This window comes from Streptomyces sp. NPDC047043 (genome assembly GCF_040644055.1).
GTDB lineage: Bacteria > Actinomycetota > Actinomycetes > Streptomycetales > Streptomycetaceae > Streptomyces.
In genome coordinates this window covers 146,520-161,711 of record NZ_JBEYVO010000028.1, presented here as the reverse complement: position 1 = coordinate 161,711, position 15,192 = coordinate 146,520, and the positions used below count along the sequence as shown (strand labels likewise).

14 protein-coding genes are annotated in these 15,192 nt (G+C 70.2%); 7 read left to right on the top strand and 7 right to left on the bottom strand.

Annotation, left to right across the window (positions count from 1 at the left end; genetic code table 11):
• Window positions 1-23: 23 nt before the first annotated feature.
• Entirely contained in the window at window positions 24-1,292 is a 1,269-nt protein-coding gene (tyrS, locus tag ABZ880_RS37385; RefSeq protein WP_361272594.1) for a tyrosine--tRNA ligase, read from the top strand.
• Between the two features lie 57 nt (window positions 1,293-1,349).
• Here the strand turns inward: tyrS and ABZ880_RS37380 are convergent, their stop codons facing one another.
• On the bottom strand, window positions 1,350-1,628 hold the full coding sequence (locus tag ABZ880_RS37380; protein ID WP_361272592.1) for a GlsB/YeaQ/YmgE family stress response membrane protein: 279 nt from the start codon (window positions 1,626-1,628) through the stop codon (window positions 1,350-1,352).
• Window positions 1,629-1,874: 246 nt separating this feature from the next.
• Between ABZ880_RS37380 and ABZ880_RS37375 the strand changes: the two genes are divergently transcribed.
• Window positions 1,875-2,273 carry a DUF3099 domain-containing protein gene (locus tag ABZ880_RS37375; protein ID WP_361272590.1) on the top strand — a complete coding sequence of 133 codons (399 nt, stop codon included), beginning with the start codon at window positions 1,875-1,877 and terminating at the stop codon, window positions 2,271-2,273.
• Window positions 2,274-2,487: 214 nt separating this feature from the next.
• Complete coding sequence (locus ABZ880_RS37370; protein ID WP_361272587.1) at window positions 2,488-2,706, top strand: hypothetical protein; 219 nt, start codon at window positions 2,488-2,490, stop codon at window positions 2,704-2,706.
• A 15-nt stretch (window positions 2,707-2,721) separates the two neighbouring features.
• On the opposite strand, the gene moaA is transcribed toward ABZ880_RS37370, so the two are convergent.
• The 3 genes from moaA to ABZ880_RS37355 form a co-directional block, all read right to left on the bottom strand.
• The gene (gene moaA / locus ABZ880_RS37365; protein WP_361272584.1) at window positions 2,722-3,711 is read right to left on the bottom strand and encodes a GTP 3',8-cyclase MoaA; all 990 of its coding nucleotides are present in this window, start codon (window positions 3,709-3,711) and stop codon (window positions 2,722-2,724) included.
• A 178-nt stretch (window positions 3,712-3,889) separates the two neighbouring features.
• Complete coding sequence (locus ABZ880_RS37360) at window positions 3,890-5,509, bottom strand: cation acetate symporter (protein WP_361272582.1); 1,620 nt, start codon at window positions 5,507-5,509, stop codon at window positions 3,890-3,892.
• A complete protein-coding gene (locus tag ABZ880_RS37355) occupies window positions 5,506-5,862 on the bottom strand; it encodes a DUF485 domain-containing protein (RefSeq protein WP_361272579.1) in 357 nt (118 codons plus the stop codon). Before ABZ880_RS37355 ends, ABZ880_RS37360 begins: the two co-directional genes overlap by 4 nt.
• 254 nt (window positions 5,863-6,116) lie before the next feature.
• On the opposite strand from ABZ880_RS37355, the gene ABZ880_RS37350 reads away from it, so the two are divergent.
• From ABZ880_RS37350 to ABZ880_RS37335, 4 genes are all read left to right on the top strand, one after another.
• Window positions 6,117-7,643, top strand: coding sequence for a S8 family serine peptidase (locus ABZ880_RS37350; protein WP_361272576.1), 1,527 nt, complete (start codon window positions 6,117-6,119; stop codon window positions 7,641-7,643).
• Window positions 7,644-7,753: 110 nt separating this feature from the next.
• Window positions 7,754-9,277 (top strand): S8 family serine peptidase, encoded by a 1,524-nt coding sequence (locus ABZ880_RS37345; protein WP_361272573.1) that lies wholly within the window; start codon window positions 7,754-7,756, stop codon window positions 9,275-9,277.
• 103 nt (window positions 9,278-9,380) lie between these two features.
• Window positions 9,381-10,754 carry a CoA transferase gene (locus ABZ880_RS37340; RefSeq protein WP_361272571.1) on the top strand — a complete coding sequence of 458 codons (1,374 nt, stop codon included), beginning with the start codon at window positions 9,381-9,383 and terminating at the stop codon, window positions 10,752-10,754.
• A gap of 99 nt (window positions 10,755-10,853) precedes the next feature.
• Window positions 10,854-11,861 carry a CopD family protein gene (locus ABZ880_RS37335; protein ID WP_361272568.1) on the top strand — a complete coding sequence of 336 codons (1,008 nt, stop codon included), beginning with the start codon at window positions 10,854-10,856 and terminating at the stop codon, window positions 11,859-11,861.
• A gap of 46 nt (window positions 11,862-11,907) precedes the next feature.
• Here ABZ880_RS37335 and ABZ880_RS37330 read toward each other — a convergent pair whose 3' ends face one another.
• Genes ABZ880_RS37330 through ABZ880_RS37320 form a run of 3 tightly spaced genes read right to left on the bottom strand, consistent with a single transcriptional unit; the run spans window position 11,908 to window position 15,189 of the window.
• Window positions 11,908-12,621 carry a VIT family protein gene (locus ABZ880_RS37330; RefSeq protein WP_361272566.1) on the bottom strand — a complete coding sequence of 238 codons (714 nt, stop codon included), beginning with the start codon at window positions 12,619-12,621 and terminating at the stop codon, window positions 11,908-11,910.
• A 55-nt stretch (window positions 12,622-12,676) separates the two neighbouring features.
• Window positions 12,677-13,909: an amidohydrolase family protein gene (locus ABZ880_RS37325; RefSeq protein WP_361272563.1), complete on the bottom strand. Its 1,233-nt coding sequence runs from the start codon at window positions 13,907-13,909 to the stop codon at window positions 12,677-12,679.
• Entirely contained in the window at window positions 13,906-15,189 is a 1,284-nt protein-coding gene (locus ABZ880_RS37320) for an amidohydrolase family protein (RefSeq protein ID WP_361272560.1), read from the bottom strand. Before ABZ880_RS37320 ends, ABZ880_RS37325 begins: the two co-directional genes overlap by 4 nt.
• Window positions 15,190-15,192: the final 3 nt, after the last annotated feature.

Sequence of the window (15,192 nt, the reverse complement as noted above, 5' to 3'; positions counted from 1 at the left end):
ATCATCAAGGAGATACGAGAACCGTGACGGACATCGTCGACGAACTGAAGTGGCGCGGGCTGATCGCCCTCTCCACTGACGAGGACGCATTGCGCAAGGCGTTCGCGGACGGTCCCGTCACGTTCTATTGCGGCTTCGACCCGACCGCGCCCAGCCTGCACCTCGGCAACCTCGTGCAGATCCTGACGATGCGCCGGATCCAGGACGCGGGCAACCGCCCGCTGGGCCTGGTCGGGGGTGCCACCGGCCTGATCGGTGACCCGAAGCCCAACTCCGAGCGCACGCTCAACGCCCCCGAGATCGTCGCCCAGTGGGTCGAGCGGCTGCGCGCGCAGATCGCCCCGCTGCTGGACTTCGAGGGGCCGAACGCCGCGGTCATGGTCAACAACCTGGACTGGACCCAGGGCCTGTCGGCGGTCGAGTTCCTGCGGGACGTCGGCAAGCACTTCCGCGTGAACAAGATGATCGCGAAGGAGGCCGTGGCCCGGCGGCTGGAGTCCCAGGAGGGCATCAGCTACACCGAGTTCAGCTACCAGATCCTGCAGGGCATGGACTTCCTGGAGCTGTACCGCCGCTACGGCTGCACGCTGCAGACCGGCGGCAGCGACCAGTGGGGCAACCTCACCTCGGGCACCGATCTGATCCACAAGGTCGAGCCCGACGCCGTGGTGCACGCGCTGGGCACTCCGCTGATCACCAAGGCCGACGGCACCAAGTTCGGCAAGACGGAGTCCGGCACGGTCTGGCTCGACCCCGAGATGACCACGCCGTACGCCTTCTACCAGTTCTGGCTGAACGCGGACGACCGGGACGTCTCCAAGTTCCTGCGGATCTTCAGCTTCAAGTCCCGCGAGGAGATCGAGGAGCTGGAGAAGCAGACCGTGGAGCGTCCGCAGGCCCGGGCCGCGCAGCGCGCGCTGGCCGAGGAGCTGACGACGCTGGTGCACGGCGCCGACCAGACGGCCGCGGTGATCGCCGCGTCCCGCGCCCTCTTCGGGCAGGGTGAGCTGGCCGAGCTGGACGACGCGACGCTGGCGGCGGCGCTGTCCGAGGTGCCGCACATCCAGGTCGCCGAGCTCGGACCGGTCGTGGACCTGTTCGCCGAGGTCGGCCTGGTGGCCAGCAAGTCCGCTGCGCGGCGGACGGTCAAGGAGGGCGGGGCCTACGTGAACAACGTGAAGGTCGCCTCCGAGGACGCCGTTGCCGCCAAGGAGGACCTGCTGCACGGCCGCTGGCTGGTACTGCGCAGGGGCAAGAAGAACCTGGCGGCGGTCGAGGTCACGTCCGCCTGAGCACACCGAAGGGGCGGCTTCCCGTCCGGGGACGTCCGCCCCTTCGCCGCATCTGCCCTAAGCCGCGTGCTTCTTCTTGCCGAGCGTCGCCATGTACGCCATGTCGACCAGGAAGACGATGACGACGGCGGCCACGAGCTGGAAGGCGTGGCGGCTCCAGTCGATGCCTGAGGTCGACTCCACGCCGAACCCGCGGGCGATGGCGTTGCCGGCGATCGCGCCGAGCATGCCGCAGATGGTCGTCAGCCAGAGGGGGCTGTGCTGCTTGCCGGGGATGACCGCCTTGGCGATCAGGCCCAGCACGAATCCCACGATGATCGCCCACAACCAGCCCATGGCTGCCTCCTCGTACGGCTCTACGTGAGCATTACGCCCAGTGTTGGTCCGTATGCCATACGGCGCATGTCGGGTTCGCCCGTACGTGCCCCGGCTGAGGCCGCCCGGCCAGGCGGGAGGTGACCCGGTCTCGTAGGCGGCGCAGGCGCGGCGTAACGTTGAAGCTGTCCGGGCCACGCTCCTCGACCGGGGGCGGACCGGGCACGGGGACGGGGAGAGTCCGATGCGGGCGGATGGTGGAATGTGATGCGGAAGCAGCATGGCGGCGGCAAGGGCCAGGTGTTCCGGATCACCGGAGCCCGGACGAGCCTGGACGAGGACGTGCGCGGCCGGCAGCGCCGGTACGTCATCTCGATGTCGATCCGTACGGTGTCGGTGATCCTCGCGGCCACGCTCTGGAACGTCGAACGGCACGTCGCGATCGTGGCATTGGTGCTCGGCCTGGTCCTCCCCTACATCGCGGTCGTGATCGCGAACGCGGGGCGGGAGAACGCGCCGTCGCTTCCGTCGACGTTCGTGGGCGTTCCGACGCGTCCGATGATTGCGGCTCCTCGAACAAATGACGGTTTCGCGGAACCGGTCCCGGAAGATGTCGCGGCCGAGCCCGCCCAGGGCGTCCGAAGCGAGCCGCACGACCGGCCGTGATCACCACAGGAGGGCCGCGGACGGAAGTCGGCCCTGCATCAAGCTCAAGAAAAGCTCAGATCAATCATGTTGTTCCGGTGCCGGGCGACGGGTTACCCGTGACATACTTCGTAGGCGCTCCGCATCCCCCGTCGGAGCGACAGACCGACGCCGGGCAGCTCCCCCCGTGGCTGCTCGGCGTCGCCTTGTTTGCCGTACGTGTGAGACGAAATTCGTGAGTGACGAAACGCCTATCTGCTCCGCCAAGGGCTGCCGCACCGACGCCGTCTGGGTGCTCGCGTGGAACAATCCGAAGATCCACACGCCGGAGCGGCGCAAGACGTGGCTCGCGTGCGAGGAGCACCGGGAGCATCTGTCGCAGTTCCTCGGGGTGCGGGGTTTCCTGAAGGACGTCGTGAAGTTCGAGGACTGGGAAGCTCCCGAGAACTCCTAGCGCGCCCGGGGCCTCCTAGCCGCCGATCGCCGACATCGGCCTGTCCGGCTGGACGAAGGACGGGTCGTCCAGGCCCGCGCCGGCCTTCTTGCCCCACATCGCCAGACGCCAGATGCGGGCGATCTCCTCGTCGGGGGCGTCGGAGCGAAGGGCTGCGCGCAGGTCCGTCTCCTCCTGTGCGAACAGGCAGGTGCGTATCTGGCCGTCTGCCGTGAGGCGGGTGCGGTCGCAGGCCGCGCAGAAGGGGCGGGTGACGGAGGCGATGACGCCGACGCGGTGCGGGCCGCCGTCCACGATCCAGCGCTCGGCGGGAGCCGAACCGCGCTCCTCGGAACCCTCGGGGGTGAGCTCGAAGCGGGTGCGGAGGGAGGCCAGGATGTCGCCCGCCGTCACCATGCCCTCGCGCTTCCAGCCGTGCTGGGCGTCCAGGGGCATCTGCTCGATGAAACGCAGCTCGTAGTCGTGCTCCATCGCCCAGGCGAGGAGGTCCGGGGCCTCGTCCTCGTTGAGCCCCGGCATCAGGACGGAGTTGACCTTGACCGGGTTCAGGTCCGCGTCGCGGGCGGCCTCCAGGCCCGCGATGACGTCCTTGTGCCGGTCGCGTCGGGTCAGGGTCTTGAAGACGTCCGGGCGGAGGGTGTCGAGGGAGACGTTCACCCGGTCCAGGCCCGCCGCCTTCAGTGCCGTCGCCGTGCGCCTGAGGCCTATGCCGTTCGTCGTCAACGACATCTGGGGGCGCGGGCGGAGGGCCGCGACTCGCTCCACGATGCCGACCAGGCCCGGGCGCAGCAGGGGTTCACCGCCGGTGAAGCGGACCTCCTCGATGCCCAGGGAGGTGACGGCGATGTCGATCAGGCGGACGATCTCGTCGTCCGTGAGCAGGTCCGGCTTGGCCAGCCACTGCAGGCCCTCCTCGGGCATGCAGTACGTACACCTCAGGTTGCATCGGTCGGTCAGCGAGACGCGCAGGTCGGTGGCCACTCGGCCGTAGGTGTCGATGAGCACGTGGGCCCCCTCCCTCGTAACTGATCAGTGCGGATCAGAGCGGATCAATCATTTTCCGTCACCTGCGAGCCTACGTGACGCGACTGACAACGACAGCGGCCCGATCCCACGAGGTAGGACGCGGCCGCGTCGTAGGGACCTACGACGCGGCCGCTCAGGGGACGTTCTCCTGCGGTTGTCAGTGGGCGCCGGTGCCGGTCAGGGACCGGACCTCCAGCTCCGCGTACTTGCCCTTGTCGGGCTCCTCCTTCGACAGGTAGGTGCCGACGATGCCCAGCAGGAAGCCGACCGGGATGGAGATGATGCCCGGGTTCTCCAGCGGGAACCAGTGGAAGTCGACGTCCGGGAACATCGACGTCTCCTTGCCGGAGACCACCGGCGAGAACAGCACCAGGCCGACCGCGGTGACCAGGCCGCCGTAGATCGACCACAGGGCTCCGGAGGTGGTGAACCGCTTCCAGAAGAGGCTGTAGAGGATGGTCGGCAGGTTGGCGGAGGCGGCGACCGCGAAGGCGAGGGCGACCAGGCCTGCCACGTTCAGGTCGCGGGCCAGGGCGCCGAGCACGATGGAGACGGCGCCGATGCCGACCGTGGCCCAGCGGGCCGCGCGCAGCTCCTCCTTCTCGGAGGCCTTGCCCCTCTTGATGACGTTCGCGTAGATGTCGTGGGCGAACGACGAGGACGAGGCCAGGGTCAGGCCGGCGACGACCGCGAGGATCGTGGCGAAGGCAACCGCCGAGATGGAGGCGAGGAGGATGGCGCCCCAGTTGGAGTCGACGCCGCCCAGATGCAGTGCCAGGAGCGGTGCGGCCGTGTTGCCCGCCTTGTTGGAGGCGATGATCTCGTCCGGCTTGATGAGCGCCGCGGCGCCGAAGCCCAGCGCGAGCGTCATCAGGTAGAAGGCGCCGATGAGGCCGATCGCCCAGTTCACGGACTTACGGGCGGCCTTGGACGTGGGCACGGTGTAGAAGCGGATCAGGATGTGCGGCAGGCCCGCGGTGCCCAGGACCAGCGCGATGCCCAGGGAGATGAAGTCCAGCTTGGTGGTGCCGGTGGCGCCGTACTTCAGGCCGGGCTCCAGGAAGGCCGAACCCTTGGCGCTGTTGTCGGCGGCCGAGCCGAGCAGGTCGGAGATGTTGAAGTTGAACTTCAGCAGGACCAGGAAGGTCAGCAGCAGGGCGCCGGCGATCAGCAGGACGGCCTTGACCATCTGGACCCAGGTGGTGCCCTTCATGCCGCCGATGGTGACGTACACGATCATCAGTACGCCGACCAGGGCGACGATGCCGATCTTGCCGCCGTCGCTGGTGATGCCGAGCAGCAGCGAGACCAGGACGCCGGCGCCCGCCATCTGGGCCAGCAGGTAGAAGATCGAGACGACGATGGTGGACGTGCCGGCCGCTGTACGGACCGGGCGCTGGCGCATGCGGTACGCGAGGACGTCACCCATCGTGTAGCGGCCCGAGTTGCGCAGCGGCTCGGCGACCAGGAGGAGAGCCACCAGCCAGGCGACCAGGAAGCCGATGGAGTACAGGAAGCCGTCGTAGCCGAAGAGGGCGATGGCGCCCGCGATGCCCAGGAAGGACGCGGCGGACATGTAGTCGCCGGAGACGGCGAGGCCGTTCTGGAAGGCGGTGAACTGCCGCCCGCCGGCGTAGAAGTCGGCGGCGTCCTTGGTCTGGCGGCCCGCCCAGACGGTGATGACGAGGGTCGCGGCGACGAACACCGCGAACAGGGTGATGATCAGCGGCCGGTGCTCGCTGGCCTCACCGGCCGCAAGGGTGATCGCGGGGCTCATGCGCCGCCCTCCATCCGGGACTTGATCGCTTCGGCCTTGGGGTCGAGCTTGGCGGCGGAGTACCGCGAGTACCACCAGGCGATGAGGAAGGTGGTCAGGAACTGGGCGAGGCCCAGGATGAGCGCGACGTTGATGTTGCCGAACACCTTGGTGCCCATGAAGTCGTCCGCGTAGTTCGACAGCAGGACGTACAGCAGGTACCAGGCGATGAAGCCGACCGTGAGCGGAAAGGCGAAGGAGCGGTGGGAGCGGCGCAGTTCACCGAACTCCGCACTCTCCTGCTCCGCGACGAACTCCTCGGTGGAAGGGAGTTGGGTTGGGGATTTCGAGGGGGGCGGTGTCTCGGTGGCCACGGAGTCTCCTCGCGTTGCGGATGCGGGTTTTTACGGGGATCGGGGGCGAGTGTCCTCGTGCTCCCTGTTCAAGGTCACGGCGCCACGCGAGGGCGGGTTCAACTCCCTTGACCGATTTCCGAACTCTCCTTGGGCAACTCATTGCTGACCAGCGACTACGGGAGATAGCTTCGGCCTGCACCACCCGTCATGTACCTGCCCGAGCACCACCGCCGCCTCGGGCGGTTCTCGTTTCCGGATGATGTGGAGAACCCATGGCTCATCTGCGCTCCAGACGTAGGCTCGCCCTCGCCGTACCGCTCGTGCTGTCCCTGACCGCCTCGCTCGGCTTCCTGCCGGCGGCCGCGCAGGCCGCCCCGCGCGCGGAGTCCGTCACCCAGACGGCCGATGCGGACACCTTCGCTTACCTCGTCAACACCAAGACCGACCCGCACACGCTCAAGTCGGTCAAGACGGCGATCAATGCGGCCGGCGGTTCCGTCGTGGTGTCGTACGACAAGATCGGCGTGATAGTCGTCCACTCCGCGAACCCCTCCTTCGCCGAGCAGATACGCAAGGTGCGCGGCGTGCAGTCTGCGGGTGCCTCGCGGACCTCGCCGGTGACCGCGGCGGGGACGACGGACGAGGGCGCGGTGCAGTACCTCTCCAAGGCCGAGGCCGCGAAGGTCGAGAAGAGCTCGGCGGCCGGCGAGGAGCCTCTCGAGGCCGACCAGTGGGACCTGAGGGCGATCGGCGCCGACAAGGCCGCGCAGATCGACCCGGGCAGCAAGAAGGTGACCGTCGCCGTGATCGACACCGGCGTCGACGACACCCACCCCGACATCGCGCCGAACTTCTCCGCCGCGCAGTCCGCGAACTGCGTGAGCGGCAAGGCGGACACCACGTACGGCTCCTGGCGGCCGGTGGACGCCGACCACTACCACGGCACGCACGTGGCGGGCGAGATAGCCGCGGCCCGCAACGGCATCGGCGTCGCCGGTGTCGCGCCCGGCGTGAAGGTCGCGAGCATCACCGTGGCGCAGCCGGACGCGAACTCACTGTTCTTCCCGGAGAGCGTCGTGTGCGCCTTCGTGTTCGCCGCCGACCACGGCGTCGAAGTGACCAACAACAGCTACTACGTTGATCCGTGGCTGTACAACTGCATGGACGACCCCGATCAACGTGCCATCGTCGACGCGGTCAACAGGGCCCAGCTGTACGCCCAGCGCAAGGGCACGCTCAATGTCGCCTCGGCGGGCAACTCCAACGACGACCTCGACTCGGACGCCCTCGTAGACGACTCCAGCCCCGACGACGGGACCCCGGTGACCCGGACGGTCGACCCGCACGAGTGCTTCGACGTGCCGACCCAGCTGCCCGGTGTCGTCACCGTGAGCGCCACGGGTGTCAAGGGCGCGAAGTCGTACTACTCCAGCTACGGCAAGGGCGTGGTCGACGTCGCGGGGCCGGGTGGCGACAAGTACCAGATCCCGGACACGCCGTCGAAGAACGGCCGCATCCTCTCCACGATGCCCAACAACCAGTACGGCTTCCTGCAGGGCACGTCGATGGCCTCGCCGCACGTGGCCGCCGTCGCCGCGCTGCTGAAGTCGACCCACCCGTGGGCGACCCCGGACCAGCTGCAGGCGCTGCTGAAGGCCGAGGCGGACAACCCCGGCTGCCCGAGCGACCCGTACGACGGGGACGGCGACGGGGTCGTGGACGCCACCTGCGTGGGCGGCAAGCGAGTCAACGGTTTCTACGGTTTCGGCGTCGTCAACGCGCTGCGCGCGGTGAAGTAGGCCGAGGAACACCTGGGGGCGGCGCGGCGGCGACGACCGTGCCGTCCCCCGACCTCCCGCACGGTCCGCACGTATCCCTCGCACCGCGAACGAACTGGAGAGACTCACCCATGACAGCGCCTCAACCGCGCTACCGCCGTGCGCTCGTGATCCCGCTCGGGATGGCGATGGCGTCGGCCCTCGCGTTCCTGCCGAACGCCACGGCCGCGGCGACCGAGACCGCACCGACGGCCACCGCCGCGGCCGACGCGACCTCGCTCAGCTATGTCGTCAACGTCCGCCCCGGGCACGGCACTTCGGCGCACGTGAAGAAGGCGATAGCCGAGGCCGGCGGCACGATCGTGACGTCGTACGACGAGATCGGCGTGATCGTCGTCCACTCCTCGAACGCCGCCTTCGCCGAGCAGATACGCAAGGTGCGCGGCGTTCAGTCGGCCGGCAACACCCGCAACGCGCCGCTGCCCGCCCAGTCGACGACCGACGTGGGCACGCCCAAGGCGCTCACCGCCGACGAGCTGACGGATGTTCAGGCTGCCGACGGGCAGGACCCGTTGGAGCCTCTGCAGTGGGACCTGGCCGCCATCAAGGCGGACAAGGCGCACGAGGTGTCGCTCGGCAGCCCGAAGGTCACCGTCGGCGTGATCGACACCGGCGTCGACGACACGCACCCCGACATCGCCCCGAACTTCGACCGCAAGGCCTCGGTCAACTGTGTGTCGGGCAAGCCGGACACGACCGACGGGGCGTGGCGGCCGAGCGCCTCCGAGAGCCCGCACGGCACGCATGTGGCGGGCGAGATCGCCGCCGCGAAGAACGGTGTCGGCATGACGGGCGTCGCGCCCGGGGTGAAGGTCGCCGGCATCAAGGTGGCCACCACCGCCGGCTACTTCTACACCGAGGCCGTGGTCTGCGGCTTCGTGTGGGCGGCCGAGCACGGCGTCGACGTCACCAACAACAGCTATTACACCGACCCGTGGTACTTCAACTGCACCGACGACCCGAACCAGAAGGCGCTCGTCGACGCCGTCACCCGGGCCTCGCGGTTCGCGGAGAAGAAGGGCACGGTCAACGTCGCGGCGGCCGGCAACGAGAACTACGACCTGGCGTCGGACTCGATCACGGACCCGGTGTCCCCGAACGACGGCACGCCCTCGGACCGGGTGATCGACCCGTCCAAGTGCCTTGACATACCGACCCAGTTGCCGGGTGTGGTGACGGTCGCGGCGACCGGGGCGAAGGGCATCAAGTCGTCCTTCTCCAACTACGGTCTGGGCACCATCGACATCGCCGCGCCGGGTGGCGACTCGACCCGCTACCAGACCCCGGCCCCGCCGGCCACCAGCGGCCTCATCCTGGGCACGCTGCCGGGCGGCAAGTGGGGCTACATGGCCGGTACGTCGATGGCCTCGCCGCATGTCGCGGCCGTCGCCGCATTGATCAAGTCAACGCACCCGCACGCCTCGCCGGCCCTGGTGAAGGCCCTCCTGTACGCCGAGGCCGACGCCACGCCGTGCACGGACCCGTACGACATCGACGGCGACGGCAAGGTCGACGCGGTGTGCGAGGGGTCGAAGAACCGCAACGGCTTCTACGGCTGGGGCATTGCGGACGCGTTGGACGCGGTGACGAAGTAGCGGTCGCGCGCGTGAGGGGCCGGACGGCGCTGCCGTCCGGCCCTTTCTCGTGCTCCGGCAAACAGATCCAATATTGATTGAATCAATACTGCATAGTGTTGTCATGACTGAAATCAATGAAGTCAAGTCGGCGTGGTCCGCGCTGGGCGGCGATCCCGCCCTGGTCTCGCGGGTCTCGGCCGTCGCACGGCGGGGTGCACTCGAAGCGCGGCTTCCCGTGCAGGAGTTGGCGCGCGGCTGCGTCGGGGCGTGTGCGCTCGCTGCCGCCGAGCTCGGGGCTCGGCGCGGGCGGCTCGCGGAGGTGCCCGGCGTGCTCGTGGACGACGGGGCCGTTGCCGCGGCGTTCCACAGTGAGCGGCAGCTGCTCGTCGATGGGCGGGCGCCGGTCGGTTTCGCGCCGTTGTCACGGTTCTGGCGGACGGCCGACGGCTGGGTGCGGACGCACGCGAACTATCCGCACCACCGGGCACGGCTGCTGGACACCTTGGGCGTGCGGGACGACGTGGCCGCGGTCGAGGCGGCGCTCGCCGAGCGGTCCTCGGACGAGGTCGAGAAGGCGGTGTACGCGGCCGGGGGGCTCGCCGTGGCGCTGCGGACGCCGAAGGAGTGGGCCGCGCACGAGCAGGCGGTCGCGCTGGCCGCACGGCCGCTCGTGGAGCGCGAGCGGCTCGACTCGGCACGCCCGCGCGTGCTCGCCCCGCTCGACGGCGCTCCCCTGCTGCCCGCCGCCGGGCTGCGCGTCCTGGACCTGACCCGGGTCCTGGCCGGCCCCGTGGCCACGCGCACGCTGGCGCTGCTCGGCGCGGACGTACTGCGCGTGGACCCGCCGCACCTGCCCGAACTGCCCGACCAGCACACCGACACCGGCTTCGGGAAGCAGTCGGCGACGCTGGACCTCAGGGCCGACCGGCGCACCTTCGAGGAGCTGCTCTCGACGGCGGACGTGATCGTCACCGGGTATCGGCCGGGCGCCCTGGACCGGTTCGGGCTGTCGCCGCGGGCGCTGGCGGAACGGCGGCCCGGGCTGGTCGTGGCGCAGGTGTCGGCGTGGGGTGCTTACGGCCCCTGGAGCGAGCGGCGGGGCTTCGACAGCCTGGTGCAGGTGGCCTCGGGGATCGCCGCCGTCGAGGGCTCCGGGGAGCAGCCGGGTGCACTGCCCGCGCAGGCCCTCGACCACGGGACCGGCTATCTGCTGGCGGCCGCGGTGCTGCGGGCGCTGACCGAGCAGTCGTACGAGGGAGGCAGCCGGTTCGTACGGCTGGCGCTGGCCCGGACGGCCGAGTGGCTCGTGCACGGCATCGAAGCCGGTGCCGCGGGGGAAGAGGCGTACGAAGGGCCCGGGGCCTGGCTCGGCGAGACGGACAGCGCGTTGGGCCGGCTGCGGTACGTCCTGCCGCCCGTGTCCTTCGCGGGCGGGCCCGTCGACTGGGCGCTGCCGCCCGTGCCCTGGGGGACAAGTCCTGCGCGGTGGGCCTGAGTTCCGGGGCGACCGAAAACGTATGCATGAGCAGAATGCCGTACCCCAGTTGTCTTACTCCACTTGCCCGGTTCTGCGACGGCTGGTGACCATCATGAGGTGACCTTGATAAAACCCACGGCCGGGGAAGCCGAAGCCGACGGGCCCAGACGGGCCTCCGGTGCCGGCCGAGCCGTCGCCGTCCTCGTCCTGGTGGTCGTGGCCGCGCTCATACCGCTGCTCGGCCCGTCCGCCGCACTGCACGGCACCGGGGAGGCCGCCGCACCCGGCGTCGGCGGCATCGCGCTGCTGCGGGCGGTGCTGTTCGCGGCGCTCTGCGTCCCCGTGGGGGAACTGTTCGTCACCCGGCTGGCCGGTGGTCTGCCCGGCGCTCCCGCGGGCCCCCGCAGTTGGGCCCCGTACACGGCCGCCGCCGGTTTCGTCGCCGCGCTGGGCCTGGCCTCGGTCGTGTCGACCGGCAACCTGGTGCCGCACAGCCTCGCCCAGATCGACATCGGCGGCCTCTACGCCTCGCGGGACGGCAAGCTCGCCCTGGTCGAGATCAACGCCTTCCTCGCCGCCGGCCTGTGCGCCCTCTCGCGTCGCCCGGGCACCCAGTTCTGGCCGTTGTCCGCGGTCGTGGTGGCGGAAGCCCTGCGTGCGCATCCACCGACCGAGCACAACCCGCTGGTCGGGTCCGGTCTGACCGTGGTGCACCTCACCTGCGCGGCACTGTGGACGGGCGGTCTGCTGCACACCCTGCGAACCGTCCGGCGGTGGGGCGCCTCCGAGGCGGGCCCGGCCCTGCTGGGACTCTACGCGCGCGTGGCCGCCGTTCTGCTGGCCGCCGTCACCGCGACCGGGATGTGGAGTTCGCTGCGCCGCATGCCGGCGGACACGATCCTGGACCAGCTCACCACGACGGCGTACGGGCGCACGCTGCTCGCCAAGGTGCTCGTCGTGGGCGCCGTCGCCCTGCTCGCCCTGTTCGCTCGGATCCGGCTGCGCCGCGCCACCGACCCGCTGAGCGCGTGCGCCCCCGCGCGGGTGGAGGTCATCGGCCTCGGAGTGGTGGTCGTGGTGTCGGGGTTGCTGACAGCGCTGCCGCTGCCGATCCGCTGGTCGTGACATCGATCGGTTGATCAATGTGTACGGCCGGGCAACCGCAGGCCGGTCAGATCCCGACCGCCCCCAGCAGCGTCCCCGCCGCATAGGTGACCCCCATGGCCAGCGCCCCGCCCGCCACGTTCCGCAGTACCGCCCGGCCCGGTTCCGCCGCGCCCATGCGTGCGCTGGACCATCCGGTGAGGACGAGGGCGGCCAGCACCGAGACCACGGTGACCCACAACCGCCAGTCCGCGGGCGGCAGCACGATCGCCAGCAGGGGCAGCAGCGCGCCCACGGTGAACGCCAGGAAGCTCGCCCAGGCCGCGTGCCAGGGGTTGGTCAGTTCGTCGGGGTCGATGCCGAGCTCCACGCGTGCGTGTGCCCTGAGCGCGTCCCGTTCCGTCAGCTGCTGCGCCGCTTCCCTGGCCACCTCGCGCGACAGCCCGCGCTGCTGGAGCAGTTCGGTCAGCTCCTCCAGTTCGGCCTCCGGCTGCTCGCGCAGTTCCCGTCGCTCCAGGGCCAGGGCGGCCATCTCCGAGTCCCGCTGGGTGGAGACGGACACGTACTCCCCCGCGGCCATCGACATCGACCCGGCGAGCAGCCCCGCCAGTCCGGCGGTGAGCAGGGCCGAGCGGTCGTCCGTCGCGCCGGCCACACCGACGACGAGACCCGCGGTGGAGACGATGCCGTCGTTGGCGCCCAGAACGGCCGCTCGCAGCCAGTTCAGGCGCTCACCCAGTGCGCCCCCGTGGGCCTCGCCGCTGTGCGTTGGTTCCGTCACATCGGGAGGATGCCACCCCGGCCGTGGTCGCGCCCGTACCGACGCTCCTCCGGCGTCACCAGACCCGCACCTTCGCCCCCTTCGCGAACACCGGGCTCGTCGCGTCCTGAGGCGGCTCGGCCAGTGGCTCGGCGAGTTCCGCCACCGTCGGACCCACCTTCGCCGCGATCGGGTCCAGCAGGTCGAGGTCGAAGCCGTAGACGCGGGCCGCGTTGCCGCCGAGCATGGCCGCGAGTTCGTCGCGCGGCACGCCCGCGTAGGCGAAGCGCAGGCCCTCGCGCGTGTAGGGGTAAGTGCCTTCGTCGTGCGGGTAGTCGCTGCCCCACATGATCTTGTCGACGCCGATGCGGTCGCGCAGCGGCACCTCGTGGGGGCGCATGAAGCTGGCGCCGACGAAGCAGTTGTCGTGCCACACCTCGGAGGGCGGCCTGCCCATGTGGGCGGCGAGGCCCGCGCCGAACTTGGACTCGGCGGTGGACCGCTTCGTGGCGGCCGCGACGAGCCGGCCGTGGTAGTAGTCCAGCATGTCGAGCACCCCGGGGATCCAGCCCGAACCCTGCTCGGTGAGCACGAGATTGAGGCCCGGGTGGCGGCGGAAGGCACCGCCGAAGACCAGGTGCCACAGGGCCCGGTGCGAGAACCAGGTCGTCTCGACCATGAAGACCGCGCGGGCCGCCGGTTCGTCGCCCAGCGGCGGCGACGCCGAGCCCGCGTGGTGGTTCACGGGCACGTCCAGCTCCTCGCAGACGGCCCAAATGGGGTCGTACGTCTGCGAGTAGAGCTCCGGCAGACCCGAGCCCGGTGGTGTGCCGGGCAGCATCAGGCCGCCCCTGAGGCCCGCCTCCGTCGCCCGACGGATCTCCTTCACGGCCGCGTCCACGTCGTTGAGGAGGATCTGGAAGACGCCCGCGCGGCGGCCGGGTGCAGCTGCGCAGAAGTCCGCGAGCCAGCGGTTGTGCGCGCGCAGGCCCGCCCAGCGTCGCTCGACCTCCTCGGCGGTCGAGGGGGGTGCCATCAGGGAACTGGACGGGAAGAACGGCGGGATGGTGTTGGGGAAGAGGACCTCGGCGACGATGCCGTCCTCCTCCAGCTCCGCCACCCTCCGCTCGGAGTTCCAGTTCTTGTCGGCCGTGTCGGCGAGCAGGTCCTGGTGCGGATTGACGTACGTGGCCGCCCACACGTCGAACTCCTCGTGGTAGCGCTTCTCCAGGTACGGCTTGTAGTCGAGGAGGTCGGCGCCCGCGTGGCAGTCGGCCGATATCACCGTGTAGCGATCCTCTGTGCTCATCGATCCGCCCCCAGTACCGGAAAGTCGTGGTCGGTCAGCCAGTGCCTGCCCACCTCGCGCGAGCGCGCCCAGGACGCCTCCACGGCCGCCTGGTCGGCCGACTGGCCGAGGTCGGCCGGGGTGGGGCCGATGCGGTGGGCCAGCGGGGTGAGCCTCTCGACGTCGAAGCCGAAGACCTCCGCGGCCGCCAGGCCCAGCATGCGGCGGGTCTCGGCCACCGGGATGTCGTGGAAGGTGCGTCGCAGCCACGCGTGCGTGTCGGGCCAGGTGCCCTCGGGGTGCGGGAAGTCGCTGCCCCAGAGGATGTTGTCGACGCCGATCTCGTAACGCTGGGCGAGTTCGCGGCGCTTGGTGTTGGTCGCGCAGATGAAGACCTGGCGGTCCAGGTACTCGTGCGGCGGGCGCTTCACCTCCTGGAACGGGGAGAGCTTCTTGCCGCCGTGCGCGCCCAGGAAGAGACGGTCCATGAACCACAGGAGGTTCGGCAGCCACCAGCAACCCGACTCCGCCACACCGAACTTGAGGCCGGGGTGGCGCTCGAAGACACCGGACCACAGCAGGAACCACAGCGGCCTGGCGGGCCACCAGGTGACCTCGGAGACGAAGATTCCGAGGTGGTCGCCGTACTCGTGCCGCGGGGCCGCCCCCGAGTGGGTCACCACCGGCATGGCGCACTCGGCGGCCGCCGCCCACACCGGGTCGTAACGGCGGTCGTGGTACGGCTCCTTGTCGACCCACATGGACGGGATCATCAGGGCGCCGAGACCGGACTCCTTGGCGCGGTGCACCTCGGCGACGACCCGTTCCGGATCAGCGGTGATCGGCAACAGGGCGACCCCGCAGTGCCGTTCGGGGTTCTGCGACACGAAGTCCGCCAGCCAGCGGTTGTGCGCCTGCGCGCCGGCCATGCCGAGTTCGGGGTCCTGGTCGCCGGAGAGGCCGAGGCCGACCCCGAAGGGCGCGGCCGTCCGGCTGTCCACGGCGTCGGCGTCCGGGAAGACCACCTCGGCCGCGACCCCGTCGCCGTCGAGCTCCTTCAGCCGTTGTGCGGTCTCCCAACCCCCGCGCAGTCCCTCCTCGTTGTCCTGGAACCACTTGGCAGCGAACGTCTCGTTGCGGATGCCGAGCCGCGTCATCTCCTCACGGCGCCGCTCGCGCCCGGCGAGGAAGTCGGCGAAGTCCCGGTGGAAGCGGGAGTCCAGGTAGGGCCGGTACTCCTCGGTGGGCAGCCCGGCGTGGCAGTCGGAGGAGATGATCAGGTACGGGTCCTGGTCGGTCACATC

Excerpts from the sequence above, each read along its gene's own strand:
- ABZ880_RS37380 (WP_361272592.1), bottom strand. The coding sequence starts at position 1,628 with ATGGGCTGGTTGTGGGCGATCATCGTGGGATTCGTGCTGGGCCTGATC.
- ABZ880_RS37360 (WP_361272582.1), bottom strand. The coding sequence starts at position 5,509 with ATGAGCCCCGCGATCACCCTTGCGGCCGGTGAGGCCAGCGAGCACCGG.
- ABZ880_RS37350 (WP_361272576.1), top strand. The coding sequence starts at position 6,117 with ATGGCTCATCTGCGCTCCAGACGTAGGCTCGCCCTCGCCGTACCGCTC.
- ABZ880_RS37375 (WP_361272590.1), top strand. The coding sequence starts at position 1,875 with ATGCGGAAGCAGCATGGCGGCGGCAAGGGCCAGGTGTTCCGGATCACC.
- ABZ880_RS37345 (WP_361272573.1), top strand. The coding sequence starts at position 7,754 with ATGACAGCGCCTCAACCGCGCTACCGCCGTGCGCTCGTGATCCCGCTC.
- ABZ880_RS37340 (WP_361272571.1), top strand. The coding sequence starts at position 9,381 with ATGACTGAAATCAATGAAGTCAAGTCGGCGTGGTCCGCGCTGGGCGGC.
- ABZ880_RS37325 (WP_361272563.1), bottom strand. The coding sequence starts at position 13,909 with ATGAGCACAGAGGATCGCTACACGGTGATATCGGCCGACTGCCACGCG.